Source organism: Nocardiopsis gilva YIM 90087, assembly GCF_002263495.1.
GTDB lineage: Bacteria > Actinomycetota > Actinomycetes > Streptosporangiales > Streptosporangiaceae > Nocardiopsis_C > Nocardiopsis_C gilva.
This window is the reverse complement of record NZ_CP022753.1, coordinates 4,427,320-4,440,465: the sequence shown is the minus strand read 5'-3', so window position 1 is coordinate 4,440,465 and position 13,146 is coordinate 4,427,320. Positions and strand designations below refer to the sequence as shown.

Genomic DNA, 13,146 nt, shown 5'->3' with positions numbered 1-13,146 from the left:
CCAAGGTGGATCGCCTCGACGTTCTGGGTGACCTGGTTCGCAGATTGTCGTGCACAACGACCCGAGCAGTCCTCGATGAGATCGGTCGTAATGACTCCCGCGCGCGGACGGCGGTTGTCCAGGCTGTATGGATATCGGTCGTCGCGGGTGATTCGCTTGACCTGCTCGTGGCCTTCGGTACCTGGAGGACGCGCATGGGACTGATTGATGACCACAACGTCGGCGAGACCACGCTGTGCGCGTACGCCGATCTTTATGGTGGCACGCTCGTCCTCGATGATCGGACGGCTCGCAGGGTTGCCGCACGACACGGCTTGCACGTGCGGGGGACGGTCGGCCTCATCGCCGATGCCTGCAATCGAGGGGACTGCACAGTCGCGAACGCCTCGGTGCTCGTCGACGACCTCTACGGCTCCGGTATGCGACTCCCCTTCTCCAAGGGCGGGTTCGAGCCGTGGGCCAGGGAGAAGAAACTGCTCAGGTGACGTGAGGACTAGGGGCTTCTCTGTCCTCGGAGCAGTCGCGGACGGAATCGGGGCGTTCGCGCAGGCCGATCGGGATGACGAGCGGCGTGCCCGACACCGGGTCGGGGATGATCTTGGAGGCCAGTCCGAACACGTCGGTCACCAGGTCGGGGGTGAGGACCTCGGCCGGAGTGCCGGATGCGACCACCGCGCCGTCGTGCATGGCGACGAGGTGGTGGGCGTAGCGGGCCGCCAGGTTGAGGTCGTGGAGCACCATCACCACGGTGCGGCCGTGCTTCTCGTTGAGGTCGCGGACGAGGTCCAGGACGTCGATCTGGTGGGCCAGGTCGAGGTAGGTGGTGGGCTCGTCCAGCAGGAGAAGGTCGGTCTCCTGGGCCAAGGCCATGGAGATCCAGGCGCGCTGCCGCTGCCCGCCCGACAGCGCCTCCAGCGGGCGGTCGGCGAAGGGGAGCATGCCGGTCATGTCGAGGGCCCCGGCGACCTTGTCCTCGTCGCCCGACGACCATTGCCGGTACCAGCTCTGGTGCGGGTGTCGGCCGCGTGCCACCAGGTCGCCGACGGTGAGGCCCGACGGAGCCGTCGGGGACTGCGGGAGGATGGCGATCGTCTTGGCCACCTCGCGTGGCGGCATCGAGGAGATGGCTCTGTCGTCCAGCGTGATCCGGCCCGCCTTCGGGCGCAGCAGACGGCCCAGGGCGCGGAGCAGAGTGGACTTGCCGCAGCCGTTGGGGCCGATGATGACCGTGACGGCGTTGTCGGCCACCGCGAAGTCCAGGTCGGTGGAGATGACGGCGCCGTCGTAGCCGAGGGTGACCCCCTCTGCGGCGAGGCGGGGCGAGGCAGAGGCGGATGTCATAGGTGGGACTCCCGGTGGCGGCGGACGATCAGGTACAGCAGGTAAGGCGCGCCCAGGATCGCGGTGAACACGCCCACAGGCAGTTGGAGGGGGGAGAAGAGCCCGGCCGCGAGCTGGTCGGCGCCCAGGGTCAGGGCCGCGCCCAGCAGGGCGGCGGTGACCAGTGGCGGCTGCGGCGTCCGACACAGGCGCAGCGCGATCTGCGGGGCGGCCAGCGCCACGAAGGTGATCGGCCCGGCCACCGCCGTGGCCACGCACACCAGGAACGCCGAGACCAGCAGCAGCGCCAGCTTGGCCGCTCCGACCCGCACGCCCAGCCCCAGCGCGGTGTCGTCGCCGAGCGCCATCGCCCCGAGCACCCGCGCGGTGACCACGGTCGCCGGAAGCAGCACGGCCAGCGCCAGCGAGGCCGGCCCGATCCGGTCCCAGTCGGCGGCGTGCAGGCTGCCGGTGATCCACGTCTGGGCGCGTGCGGCGTCCTGCACGTCGGTCCAGGTCATCGCCCAGTACACCAGGTTGGAGCAGATGAACGCCGTCGCGATGCCGACCAGCAGCAGCCGGTTGCTCTGGACCCCCGACCGCCAGGACAGGCCGAAGACGACCACCGCCGCCGTGATCCCGCCGAGCACCGCCCCGGTGGGGATGCCGATGCTGGAGACCGCGCCGCTGACCCCGCCCGCGCTGCCGCCGACCACGATGACCAGCACCGCGCCGACCGACGCGCCCCAGCCGATACCGAGTGTGTCCGGGCTGGCCAGCGGGTTGCGCGTGAGACTCTGCAGGATGGCCCCCGACAGGCCGAGCGCGGCACCGACCAGCGCCCCCGCCAGCGCCCGCGGCATGCGCAGCTCGAAGACCACGAAGCGCTGCCCGCCGTCCCCGCCGCCCAGCAGCGTCGTCAGGACGTCAACGGCCCCCATCGGGTAGTCGTCGAAGGCCAGCAGCGCGCGCACGAAGAGCGCCGCCAGCAGTGCCAGCACGCCCACGGCGACCACCAGCACGCGTGGCCGCCACGGCCACGACAGCGGACCGACGCGCAGCGCGCGCCGCTCCAGCGCGCTGTTGCGGCCCGGGCCGGGGGAGGGGACAGGCGACGGGGGGCGGGGCGGAGTGAGCGTCACAGGGCGATGGTCTTCCGTCGTCGGATGAGCGCAATGAAGAACGGGCCGCCGATCACCGCCAGCACGATGCCGACCTCGACCTCACCGGTCCCGCGGATCACCCGCCCGATGATGTCGGCGATGAGGATCAGCACCATGCCGCACAGCGCGCCGGTCGGCACCAGCCAGCGGTGGTCGGAGCCGGTGAGGGTCCGCGCCATGTGCGGGGCCATCAGGCCGAGGAAGCCGATCGGGCCGACCGCCGCCACCGACGCTCCGGTGAGCAGCGCGATGGCCAGCACACCCGTGCCCCGGGTGAGCCACACCCGCTGGCCCAGCGACGCGGCGACATCATCGCCCAGCGCCAGCGCGTTGAGCCCCGGCGCGTTGCCGATCGCCAGCACCATCCCGACGACCAGGAACGGCAGCACCTGCCAGATCGCCTCGGTGGGCCGCCCCGTCAGCGAGCCCACCCGCCAGAACCGGAACACCTCCAGGCTCTGCTGGTCGAGCAGCACGATGGCCGACGTGACCCCGCTGAGCAGGGCCGTCATCGCCGCACCGGCCAGCACCAGGGTCACCGGCGTCGGGCCCTGACTGCCGCCCGAGGCCAGCGCGAAGACCGCGATCCCGGCGAGCAGCGCCCCGCCCAGCGCGAACCACACGTAGACGTGAAAGCTGGTCACATCCAGCAGGTAGATGGAGAGCACGACGGCACACGCGGCGCCGTAGGCCACCCCGAGCAGGGTGGGGTCGGCGATGGGGTTGCGTGTGTGGCTCTGCATCAGCACCCCGGCGACACCCAGTGCGGCGCCGACGAGGAGGCCCAGGATCGTCCGGGGCACCCGCAAGGAGCCGACGATCGTGCTCGCTTCGCCGCCGTCGGGTGCGAACAGCAGCCGCCACACATCGGGCAGGGGGATCGACCGCGCGCCGATGGAGATGCTGGCCGCAACGCAGAGCAGGACGAGGGCGAGGAGGACGACCAACCCGAGGAGGCGGCGCCTCCTGCGCGCACCGCCGCCACCGATGGCCGCGCCGCCCGGAGGGCGGGTGTGCGCGGCGGGTGCCAATCCTGTCACCTGGGAGAACTCCTTCGGCTGCGTGGTGGTTCGGATGCGCGGCGTCAACTCGACAAAGAACCGCAAGATCCGCATACTGCCAGATCACGGGCGTCATCCGTATAAGGCTAGACAAACCTAACCCAGTGCCGATCGAAGGGGTCCCCCATGACTATCCCCACCCGCCTGCGAGCGTCCGCTCGGGGGCTGCTCGCCGCCTCCGCGGCCGCCGTGCTCAGCCTCGCGGCCGCCTGCGGCCCGGCCGAGGAGAACGCCGGTTCCGACGACGCCGCGTCGGCCGGCTACCCGGCCACCGTCGAGCACCACCGGGGCGAGACCGAGATCACCTCGCAGCCGAAGACGGTCGTCGCCCTCGACCCCAGCTTCGTGGAGGCCGCCGTCGCCCTGGAGATGGACGTCGTGGGGCGTGTCGTCTACGCCGACCCCTCCGAGAAGCTCCCCGAGTACCTCGGGGAGGAGGGAGAGAAGTACGCCGGCGACGCCGAGGTCCTCGGCACCTTGCAGGAGCCCGACCTCGCCAAGATCGCCGAGCTGCAGCCGGACCTGATCGTCTCGGCCGACATCCGCCACGCCGACCTCTACGACCGGCTCTCCAAGATCGCCCCGACCGTCTTCTCCGAGACCACCGGCGCGACCTGGAAGGACAACGTCCTTCTGCTCGGCGACGCCGTCGGCAAGCGCGACCTCGCCGACGAGAAGATCGGCGACTACGAGAAGCGGGCCAAGGCGCTCGGCAAGGCCATCGAGAAGAAGTACGACGGCGACGTCCCGACCATGAGCCTCACCCGCTTCGTGGGGGAGCCGACGGTCCGCCTCTACTCCACGGCCTCCTTCCCCGGCATCGTGCAGAACGACGTCGGCCTGCCCCGCCCGAAGGGCGCGCCCAACACCGAGGACGAGATCTCCGTCGACCTGAGCCAGGAAGAGATCCTGGACCTGGACGCCGACCGCATCTTCGTCAGCACGTGGCAGGGCGACGAGGAGGCCGGGAAGAAGGCCGAGGTATTCCAGGGCAACCCGCTGTGGGACAAGCTCAAGGGCGAGAAGCACAACGTCGACGACGACGTCTGGTACACCTCGGTGAGCCTCCAGGGCGCCGAGGGGATCCTGGACGACCTGAGCGAGGTCTACGGCGTCGACGCCTGACCTTCCCCCTCAACGCCGCGCACCTCAGCGTCACGGCACAAGCGCGGCGGCCGGCGGATCCGCCGGCCGCCGCGCTTGTGCCGGTTCTGAACACGGGCTTCCTGCGGGGCCGCGTCAGTTCTTCCGGGCGACGCCGCCGCAGATGAGCAGGCGCGTCATGGGGGACATCGAGTAGGCCCCCGCTACGCGCGCCTTGGGCGGCAGGGGCCGCCATTCCTCCAGCGGGACCAACCCCGGTTCGACCAGCTCCCAGCCGCAGAAGTAGGACAGGATCTCGTCCCGATCGCGCCAGCGCCCGGTCCCCAGTTTGTCGATGAATGCCCGTTCCAGACTCAGCGCTCGGTCGTGCTCCCCGGGGTGAAGCTGGCGCTCGGGCCTGGAGAAATGGCTGATGGCGAGGAAACTGCCGGGTGCGAGCGCGTCGCACAATTCCTGGGCGAGGCGCTCCGGACCCTCATCGTCGGCCAGGTGGTGCAGGATTCCACCGAGCATCAGCCCAATGGGCCGATTGAAGTCGAGAAGTTTTCGCGTTTCGGGTGCGGTGAGGATGTCCTCAGGGCGCCGGAGATCGGCCTTGATGACGTCGGTCGTGTCAATGTCCGAGAGGATCGCCCGTGCGTGGGCGAGCACAATGGGGTCGTTGTCGACGTAGACGATGCGGGAGTCCGCGGCGGTCTCATGGGCCACCTCGTGCACGTTGGCCTCGGTCGGCAGGCCCGAGCCGATGTCCAGGAACTGCCGGACCCCCCGCTCGGTGGCGAGGTAGCGGACCGCACGCTGGACGAAGGCGCGGTTCCCCATGGCGATCTCGTTGACACCGGGCACGATCTCGGCGGCGTAGTTCGCCATCTCCCGATCGACCTCGAAATGGTCCTTTCCGCCCAGGAAATAGGAGTAGACCCGGGCGATGTTGGGCTTCGTCATGTCGACCTGTTCGGGTGGGTTGTACCGCGCGCCCAGATTCTTCAGGAAACGGGGGGTCTCGAAACGGGGCATGGCCGTCCTCGAGGGAGGTAGGTGGGTCGGCTTTTACCCTCCGGATTGTATTGCTCACCCTTACCTTCGGTCACCGTTTTCGGGTCTTTCGCCCGAGAAAAAGAGGGACTCAATGCCCTTACCCCCTCCTGACGTGCGTGGTAATGCCGAACGCGGGGAGGAAAAAGTTGCTGCGGCCGGGGCCGCGCCGACCCGAATCCCGGACCCCGGCGGCTCCTGGTGTTCCCGGCGGGCAACGGTGGCCGGCGGTGGTCACGGGTGGGGGACCCACCGACGCCGCGGCCGCGCCGTGACCACCCCCTCGACGGTCACGGCGCGGCCTGGTACCAGGAAGGGCAGCCGCCCTAGGGCGTCAGATCCGCGGGATCCCGGTGTAGTTCTGGGCGAGATGGGTCGCCGCGGCCGGAGAGTCCGTGATGTGCCGGAGGTGCGAGAGCCGCAGCCGAGCGTCGAACGCGTCGTCCCCGGGCTGGGCGTGGAGCAGCGTGGTCATCCAGTAGGAGAAGTGCATGGCCCGCCACACCCGGCGCAGCGCCGTGTCCGAGTAGGCGTCCAGCAGCCCGCTGTCGCCGCGGGTCTGGTCGGCGACCAGCGCCTCCGCCAGCACCATCACGTCGTTCATCGCCAGGTTGAGGCCCTTGGCGCCGGTGGGCGGGACGATGTGCGCCGCGTCCCCGGCGAGGAAGAGCCGTCCGTGCCGCATCGGCTCGGTGACGAAACTGCGCATCGGCGTCACGCTCTTGTCGGTGATCGGTCCGCGCCGCAGCTCCCAACCCCCGTCCCGCAGGGCGAACCGGGTGGAGAGCTCGTCCCAGATCTGCTCGTCGGACCAGTCGGCCGCGTCCGTCCCGTTGGGAACCTGCAGATAGAGGCGGCTGACCGACTCCGACCGCATGCTGTGCAGCGCGAAGCCGTTGGGATGGTGCGCGTAGATCAGCTCGTCGCACGACGGCGCGACATCGGCCAGGATGCCGAGCCAGCCGAACGGGTAGACCTTCTCGAAGGTGCGGATCACATCGGAGGGCAGGGACGCCCGCCCGATCCCGTGGAAGCCGTCGCAGGCCACCACGTAGTCGCACTCAAGGACCTGCTCCTCGCCCTCGTGGGTGAAGCGGATACGCGGCCGGTCGGTCTCGATGCCGTCGATGGCGGTCGCCTCGGCCTCGAAGAACAGCTGCCCGCTGTCGTCCGTGCGCCGCGCGATGAGGTCGCGCACGATCTCGGTCTGCGGGTAGAGGCGAACGCTGCGGCCGGTCAGGGCGGCGAGGTCGATGCGGTGGGACGCGCCGTCGAAGCGCAGGTCGATGCCGTCGTGGCGGAACCCCTCGCGCTCCATGCGCTCGCCCACACCGGCGGCGGTCAGCGCCTCGGCCACGCCGTGTTCGACGATCCCCGCGCGCTGGCGCTGCTCGCAGTAGACGCGGTCGCGGCGCTCCAGCACGACGGATTCGATGCCGGCCAGGTGGAGCAGATGGGAGAGGAAGAGGCCGGCGGGTCCGGCCCCGATGATGCCGACGCGGGTGCGCATGGGAGTCCTCGGTCTTTCTAAATTCATCCGGAGGTGGGGTGACTCCCGTCGATCATCCCGGATGACCGACGGCGAGCGGCAGGGGGTGGGATGGCAGGGTCGAGGCCGTCTCCGTTGATCTCGGAGATATTGGGGTCAAAATCGCCCGTGAGACCCCAATATCCCCGAGATCAACGGAAGTCGCGCGGTCAGCCTTCGAGCTCGGCGAGCACCTGCTGGGCCACGCCGAACGCCTTGTTCGCCGCCGGCACGCCACAGTAGATGGCGGCCTGGAGGAACACCTCGCGGATCTCCTCCGCGGTGAGCCCGTTGCGCACGGCGGCGCGCACGTGCATCGCCAGCTCGTCCCAGTGCCCCTTGGCGACCAGCGCCGTGAGCACCATGCAGCTGCGCGTTCGCCGGTCCAGGCCGGGCCGCGTCCAGATCTCGCCCCAGGCGTAGCGGGTGATGAGGTCCTGGAAGGGCTCGGTGAACGGGGTCGTCTTCGCCTCGGCCCGATCGACGTGCTCATCGCCGAGCACCGCGCGGCGCACCGCCATCCCGGCGGCATGCCGTGCGGCGTCGTCGTGCGGGCCGCTGTCCGGTGCGGCGTCATGGCTCATGGGGTCCATATCCGGCTCGGTTCTCCTTTCTCAGGCTTTCGGGTGGGTCGTCGCCGCCGCGAAGTGGTCGAGCAGCAGCCCGTTCACCTCGTCGGCCTGCTCCCAGCTGGCGAGATGCGCGGCGTCGGCCACGACACGCAGCCGCGCCCCGCCGATCCCGGCGGTAATGCGCTCGGCGTGCTCCGGCGGTGTGGAGGGGTCCTCGGCACCGGCGATGACGAGCGTCGGCGCGGTGATCGCGGCCAGGTCGGCCCGCAGGTCCATCCGCTCGATGGCCGCGCAGCAGCCCGCGTAACCCTCCGCCGGAGTGGACGCGACCATTGCGCGTATCCGCTCGACGACGCTGGGCTCCCGCTCAGCGAAGCCGGGGGTGAACCACCGTCCGACCGCGGCGTCGGCGACGGCTCCGGTTCCCTCCGCCCGTACCGTTGCCGCCCGCTGCGCCCAGGTCTCGGCCGGGCCGAGCAGCGCCGACGTGCACAGCACGGCCAGCCGCTCGACGCGCTCGGGTGCGTGCGCGGCCAGCCACAGGCCGGTCATGCCGCCGATCGACAGCCCGGCGAAGCGCACCCGGTCGGCGCCGAGGCGGTCCAGCAGCCGCAGCACATCGCCACCGAGGTCGGCCATCTCATACGGCCCTTCGGGAACCGGCGACCTGCCGTGCCCGCGGATGTCGTACCGGACCACCCGGAAGCGCTGGGCCAGGGCCGCGACCTGGGGCTCCCACATCTCCAGCGTGCTGCCCAGCGACCCCGAGAGCACCACAACGGGTGCTCCCGGCGGGCCGTGGACCGTGGAGTGCACGTCAATGCTCATCCGTGTTCCTTCTCCTCTGCCTTGTCGTCCTCTTTCGCCGCGCGGGACCGGTGGGCGGCGATGGCCCGATCGATGAAGGTGTCGGCGGCGCCGAGGTACCCGGCCGGGTCGAGGAGCGCCGCGACCTGCGCCGCGGTCCGGCGTCCGTCGAGGCGTTCAGTCAGCACGTCGGCCAGGTCGCGGCCGGACTCCACGGCCTCCGCGCACGCGGCCTTCACCAGGTCGTGCGCGGGCAGGCGGCCGAGGTCGGGCGTGAGGTCGGTGGTGACGCGCTCGGCCAGCGGGAGGCCGCCGGTCAGGTCGAGGTTCCCGCGCATCCGCTTGGGATCCACCCGCAACCGTTCCACCGACGTGCGAAGCCAGGCCACCGCCGAACCCGTCACGCGCAGCAGCTGCGTCATCGGCAGCCATTCCGACTGCCACGCGCCCGCCGCACGCTGGTACTCCTGAGCCTGGGCGGCATACAGCGCCGCGGCCAGCCCCGGCGCCTGCCCGGCACAGGCCCGGGCGGACACCGCGGCCACCGGATTGCGCTTGTGCGGCAGGGCGGACGACCCCCCGACTCCGGCGCCGCCCGCCTCGATGACCTCACCGACCTCGGTCTGCGCCAGCAGGACGATGTCGCCCGCGACCTTGCCCACCGCCCCGCACATCCGCGCCAGTGCCCCGGTGAGCTCGGCGATCGGTCCGCGGTCGGTGTGCCAGGGCAGCACCGGCTCGGCCAGCCCCAGCTCATCGGCGAACGCCGCGGCGACGCGCGGCCCCGCCTCCCCGAGCGACGCCAGCGTGCCCGCGGCTCCGCCGAGTTGTGCGGGGGAGGGCGTGCCCAGACGCTGCGACGCGGTTCCGACGGCCTGCAGCCACCCCGCCGCCACCAGCCCGAAGGTGGTGGGCAGCGCCTGCTGGAGGAGGGTCCGACCGGGCATGAGGGTGGAGCGGTGCGCGTCGGCGAGGGCGGCCAGACCGTCGGCCACGGCAGCGGCGTCGTCCTGGATCACCGCGCTCGCGCGGCGGCTCACCAGCACGGCGGCGGTGTCCATGATGTCCTGGCTGGTCGCCCCGTAGTGCACATGCCGCGCGGCGTCGCCGCCCACGGCCCGGGTCAGTTCGCGCACCAGGGGAACCACCGGGTTCCCCGACGCCGCCGCTGCCCGACCGATCTCGCTCGCGTCGAAGCGCTCGGGAACGCAGCACGCCCCGATCGCCTCCGCGTGCGCCGCGTCGATCACACCGGCCCGCGCGCAGGCTCGCGCGAGCGCGGCCTCCGCGTCGAGCAGCGCGTGCAGCCACGCCGTGTCACCGACCTGCGCGCCGACGCGGCCGTGCGCGTACATCCCGCCGAACAGCCCGCCGGTTGTGTCCTCGGTTGTGTCGTCGGGCGCGTCTGCCACCCCTGTCACCTCGACTCCTTGCCTGGTCCTGTGCCGATTGTCTATCCGCGTCTCTGTGCCGGTGGTCACGGCAAGAGTCTCAATTCTGGCCGTTATGCCCCCACGGCCCCTTTGTCATCGACGGAACGGGGCTGGGAGCAAGGGTCTGCTGGGCGGCCTTGTCGGATTTCGTCTTTCCGGTGTTCTTGGGTGAAAAGCGGCACCGAGGGCGGAGGGGCCGCGGTGGCGCGGCGAGGCGGGCGCTTTGCCCTGTTTGCCCTGGTCGGCGCAGGGTGGGTTCGTTGATCTCGGGAAAGTGCGCCAAAAAACCGCTGGAATTTGGCGCACTTTCCCGAGATCAACAGAGGCGCGGACATAGCGGGCACACAGAGAGCGTTTTCCCGCCTCGGGTCACCCTCTCGACGCCGCTGGACGACCACGGCGCCCCCAAGCCCCCACCGCCCTCGGTGCCGCCTTTCACCACAGAACATCGGAGGAGCCGACTGCCGACAAGGCCGCCCAGCAGACCCAAGCACCCTTCCCCTCCTAGATGTCGAAGAAGACGGTCGCGTCCTCCCCCTGCAGCCGGATGTCGAAGCGGTAGCCGCCCCCCTCCGCATCCGCCCGCGCGATGAGGGTGGAGCGCGCCGCCGGGTCGTCGATCTCGGCCAGCACGGGGTCGGTGGCGTTCGCCTCGACCTCATCGGGGAAATAGACGCGCGTGACCGTGCGGTGCAGCATGCCGCGCGCGAACACCGACACGTCGATGTGCGGGGCCTGCGGTCCGCTCAGTCCGGGAACAGGCCCCGGCTTGAGGGTGAAGATCGCGTACTCGCCGTTGCCGTCCGTCGGGCAGCGGCCGAACCCGCGGAACCCGGGGCGGGCCACCGGGCCGCGCGGGTCGTCGGGATGGTCGAAGCGGCCGTCCGGGTCCGCCTGCCAGGTCTCGACCAGCGCGTCGGTGACCGGTTCACCCGCGCCGTCGTACACGGTGCCGCGGATCCAGATTCCTGCGGCCGTGCCCTCCGCGACAGCGAACGGGCCGTCCGGCCAGGGCAGGCCGATGTGCAGGTACGGGCCGACCGTCTGGGACGGTGTCGTGGGAACCGGCAGCGCGGTGGCGGCCTCCGGTGTGCTCCGCTCCATCAGTCCTCGTCCTCCTCCGACTCGAAGACGGTGGCCTCGCGCCCGCGCAGGACGATGTCCCACTCGTAGGCCAGCGCCCACTCGGGCACGGTGTTGGCGTAGTCGAAGCGCGCCACCAGCCGCTCGCGCGCCTTCTCATCCGGGATCGAGTTCCACATCGGGTCCTGGAAGAACAGCGGGTCGCCCGGGAAGTACATCTGCGTGACCAGCCGCTGCGTGAAGGCCCGCCCGAACAGGGAGAAGTGGATGTGCGCGGGCCGCCAGGCGTTGTCGTGGTTCTTCCACGGGTAGGCGCCGGGCTGGATGGTGACGAACCGGTAGCGTCCCTCGGCGTCGGTCAGGGTGCGGCCCACGCCGGTGAAGTTCGGGTCCAGCGGGCACGGCCAGTTGTCCATCACGTGCCGGTACCGGCCGCCCGCGTTGGCCTGCCAGATCTCGATCAGCGAGTGCGGCACCGGGCGGCCGTCGCTGTCGCGCACCTGCCCGTGCACGATGATCCGCTGGCCCTGCGGCTCGCCGTCGTGCTGGCGGGTCAGGTCGTGGTCGAGTTCGCAGATGCGGTCCTCGCCCAGGACCGGCCCGGTGATCTCGGTCAGCATGTGCGGAAGCAGCTTCAGCGTGCGGCTGGGGTGCCGCAGCGCGGTGCTTCGGTACCCCGGGTAGTCGAGCGGGGGATGGACGCCGTGGTCCCGGACGTAGCCGGGTACCTGCACACCACCCCCACCGCCCGCTCCGGCTCTTCCCTCGGCCGGACGGCCGCCGGACGGCCCGGATGAAGCGGCTGCTTCGGATGTCATCGGTTGTCCTCCTCTGCGTGCAGCACGACGGCGAGCCCCTGCCCGACGCCGATGCAGATCGCGGCCAGTCCCCAGCCGCCGCCGCGTCGGCGCAGCTCGTGGGCGAGCGTCCCCAGGATCCGCGCCCCGGAAGCGCCGAGCGGGTGGCCGATCGCGATGGCGCCGCCGTTCGGGTTGACGATGTCCGGGTCCAGCTCGGGCCAGAGTTTCAGGCAGGCCAGGGCCTGAGCGGCGAACGCCTCGTTCAGCTCCACCGCGGACAGGTCGCCCCACCCGATCCCGGCGCGGCGCAGCGCGATCTCCGCCGCCTCCACCGGACCGACGCCGAAGCGGTGCGGGTCGACCCCGACCACACCCCGCGACACGATGCGCGCCAGCGGCGTGATCCCCGTGGCCTCGGCGGCCGCCGCGTCGCCGATCAGCAGGGCGGCGGCGCCGTCGTTGAGCGGCGAGGCGTTGCCCGCGGTGATGGTGCCGTCGGTCCGGAACGCCGGCTTGAGCCCGGCGAGCTTCTCCTCCGACGTCTCCCGGATGCTCTCGTCGCGTGCCAACTCCACCCCCGGCACCGGCACGACCTCGGCGTCGAAGACGCCCTTGGCCCAGGCGGCCGCGGCGGCGGAGTGGCTGCGCAGGGCGAACGCGTCCTGCTCGGCGCGGCCGATGCCGTGCAGCTCGGCGATCTGCTCGGTGGACTCGCCCAGCGACGCGGTCCACTCCTCGGGCATCCGCGGGTTGACCATCCGCCAGCCCAGCGTGGTCGAGTACAGCGTCTCGTGGCCCGCCGGGAAGCCCTTGGCGGGCTTGGGCAGCACCCAGGGTGCGCGGCTCATCGACTCCACGCCTCCGGCCACGATCAGCGACGCGTCGCCGACGGCCACCGCGCGGTTGGCGGCGATGACGGCCTCCAGGCCGGAGCCGCACAGCCGGTTCAGGGTCGCACCAGGCACCGACGTGGGCAGCCCGGCGAGCAGCGCGGCCATGCGCGCCACGTTGCGGTTGTCCTCCCCGGCGCCGTTGGCGTCGCCGAGGTAGACGTCCTCGACCGCGGCCGGGTCGAGGCCGGGCGCACGTTCCAGCAGGCCGCCGATGGCGTGGGCGGCGAGGTCGTCGGGGCGGGTCGCGGCGAGCGCGCCACCGTACTTGCCGAACGGGGTGCGCACCGCGTCGAGGACGAACGCGTCGGTCATGAGGTCTCCATCCTCCCGAGGGGTGAGGTGTGCCG

At 71.3% G+C, this 13,146-nt stretch carries 13 protein-coding genes; 2 read left to right on the top strand and 11 right to left on the bottom strand.

Annotated features, from left to right (window positions below; genetic code table 11):
* Positions 1-5 precede the first annotated feature (5 nt).
* The gene (locus CDO52_RS19945; RefSeq protein ID WP_232524260.1) at positions 6-485 is read left to right on the top strand and encodes a hypothetical protein; all 480 of its coding nucleotides are present in this window, start codon (positions 6-8) and stop codon (positions 483-485) included.
* On the opposite strand, the gene CDO52_RS19940 is transcribed toward CDO52_RS19945, so the two are convergent.
* Genes CDO52_RS19940 through CDO52_RS19930 form a run of 3 tightly spaced genes read right to left on the bottom strand, consistent with a single transcriptional unit; the run spans position 478 to position 3,598 of the window.
* Entirely contained in the window at positions 478-1,341 is an 864-nt protein-coding gene (locus tag CDO52_RS19940; protein WP_017619311.1) for an ABC transporter ATP-binding protein, read from the bottom strand. The genes CDO52_RS19945 and CDO52_RS19940 overlap by 8 nt on opposite strands.
* A complete protein-coding gene (locus CDO52_RS19935; protein ID WP_017619310.1) occupies positions 1,338-2,462 on the bottom strand; it encodes a FecCD family ABC transporter permease in 1,125 nt (374 codons plus the stop codon). Before CDO52_RS19935 ends, CDO52_RS19940 begins: the two co-directional genes overlap by 4 nt.
* Positions 2,459-3,598, bottom strand: a complete 1,140-nt coding sequence (locus CDO52_RS19930; RefSeq protein WP_017619309.1) for a FecCD family ABC transporter permease — start codon at positions 3,596-3,598, stop codon at positions 2,459-2,461. The genes CDO52_RS19935 and CDO52_RS19930 overlap by 4 nt, the downstream gene beginning before the upstream one ends.
* A gap of 72 nt (positions 3,599-3,670) precedes the next feature.
* Here CDO52_RS19930 and CDO52_RS19925 point away from each other — a divergent pair, with 72 nt between their 5' ends.
* Positions 3,671-4,669, top strand: coding sequence for an ABC transporter substrate-binding protein (locus CDO52_RS19925; protein WP_017619308.1), 999 nt, complete (start codon positions 3,671-3,673; stop codon positions 4,667-4,669).
* A 114-nt stretch (positions 4,670-4,783) separates the two neighbouring features.
* Here CDO52_RS19925 and CDO52_RS19920 read toward each other — a convergent pair whose 3' ends face one another.
* The 8 genes from CDO52_RS19920 to CDO52_RS19885 all read right to left on the bottom strand — a co-directional run bounded on the left by CDO52_RS19920 (position 4,784) and on the right by CDO52_RS19885 (position 13,111).
* Positions 4,784-5,665 (bottom strand): SAM-dependent methyltransferase, encoded by an 882-nt coding sequence (locus CDO52_RS19920; RefSeq protein WP_017619307.1) that lies wholly within the window; start codon positions 5,663-5,665, stop codon positions 4,784-4,786.
* Positions 5,666-6,017: 352 nt separating this feature from the next.
* Entirely contained in the window at positions 6,018-7,193 is a 1,176-nt protein-coding gene (locus CDO52_RS19915) for a 4-hydroxybenzoate 3-monooxygenase (protein ID WP_017619306.1), read from the bottom strand.
* 188 nt (positions 7,194-7,381) lie between these two features.
* On the bottom strand, positions 7,382-7,804 hold the full coding sequence (pcaC, locus tag CDO52_RS19910) for a 4-carboxymuconolactone decarboxylase (protein WP_017619305.1): 423 nt from the start codon (positions 7,802-7,804) through the stop codon (positions 7,382-7,384).
* Between the two features lie 21 nt (positions 7,805-7,825).
* On the bottom strand, positions 7,826-8,611 hold the full coding sequence (pcaD, locus tag CDO52_RS19905; protein WP_017619304.1) for a 3-oxoadipate enol-lactonase: 786 nt from the start codon (positions 8,609-8,611) through the stop codon (positions 7,826-7,828).
* Positions 8,608-9,945 carry a 3-carboxy-cis,cis-muconate cycloisomerase gene (gene pcaB / locus CDO52_RS19900; RefSeq protein WP_193373677.1) on the bottom strand — a complete coding sequence of 446 codons (1,338 nt, stop codon included), beginning with the start codon at positions 9,943-9,945 and terminating at the stop codon, positions 8,608-8,610. The genes pcaD and pcaB overlap by 4 nt, the downstream gene beginning before the upstream one ends.
* A 582-nt stretch (positions 9,946-10,527) precedes the next feature.
* A complete protein-coding gene (gene pcaG, locus CDO52_RS19895; RefSeq protein WP_017619302.1) occupies positions 10,528-11,127 on the bottom strand; it encodes a protocatechuate 3,4-dioxygenase subunit alpha in 600 nt (199 codons plus the stop codon).
* Positions 11,127-11,924 (bottom strand): protocatechuate 3,4-dioxygenase subunit beta, encoded by a 798-nt coding sequence (pcaH, locus tag CDO52_RS19890; protein WP_083919919.1) that lies wholly within the window; start codon positions 11,922-11,924, stop codon positions 11,127-11,129. Before pcaH ends, pcaG begins: the two co-directional genes overlap by 1 nt.
* Complete coding sequence (locus tag CDO52_RS19885) at positions 11,921-13,111, bottom strand: thiolase family protein (RefSeq protein WP_094932608.1); 1,191 nt, start codon at positions 13,109-13,111, stop codon at positions 11,921-11,923. The genes pcaH and CDO52_RS19885 overlap by 4 nt, the downstream gene beginning before the upstream one ends.
* Between the last annotated feature and the right edge of the window lie 35 nt (positions 13,112-13,146).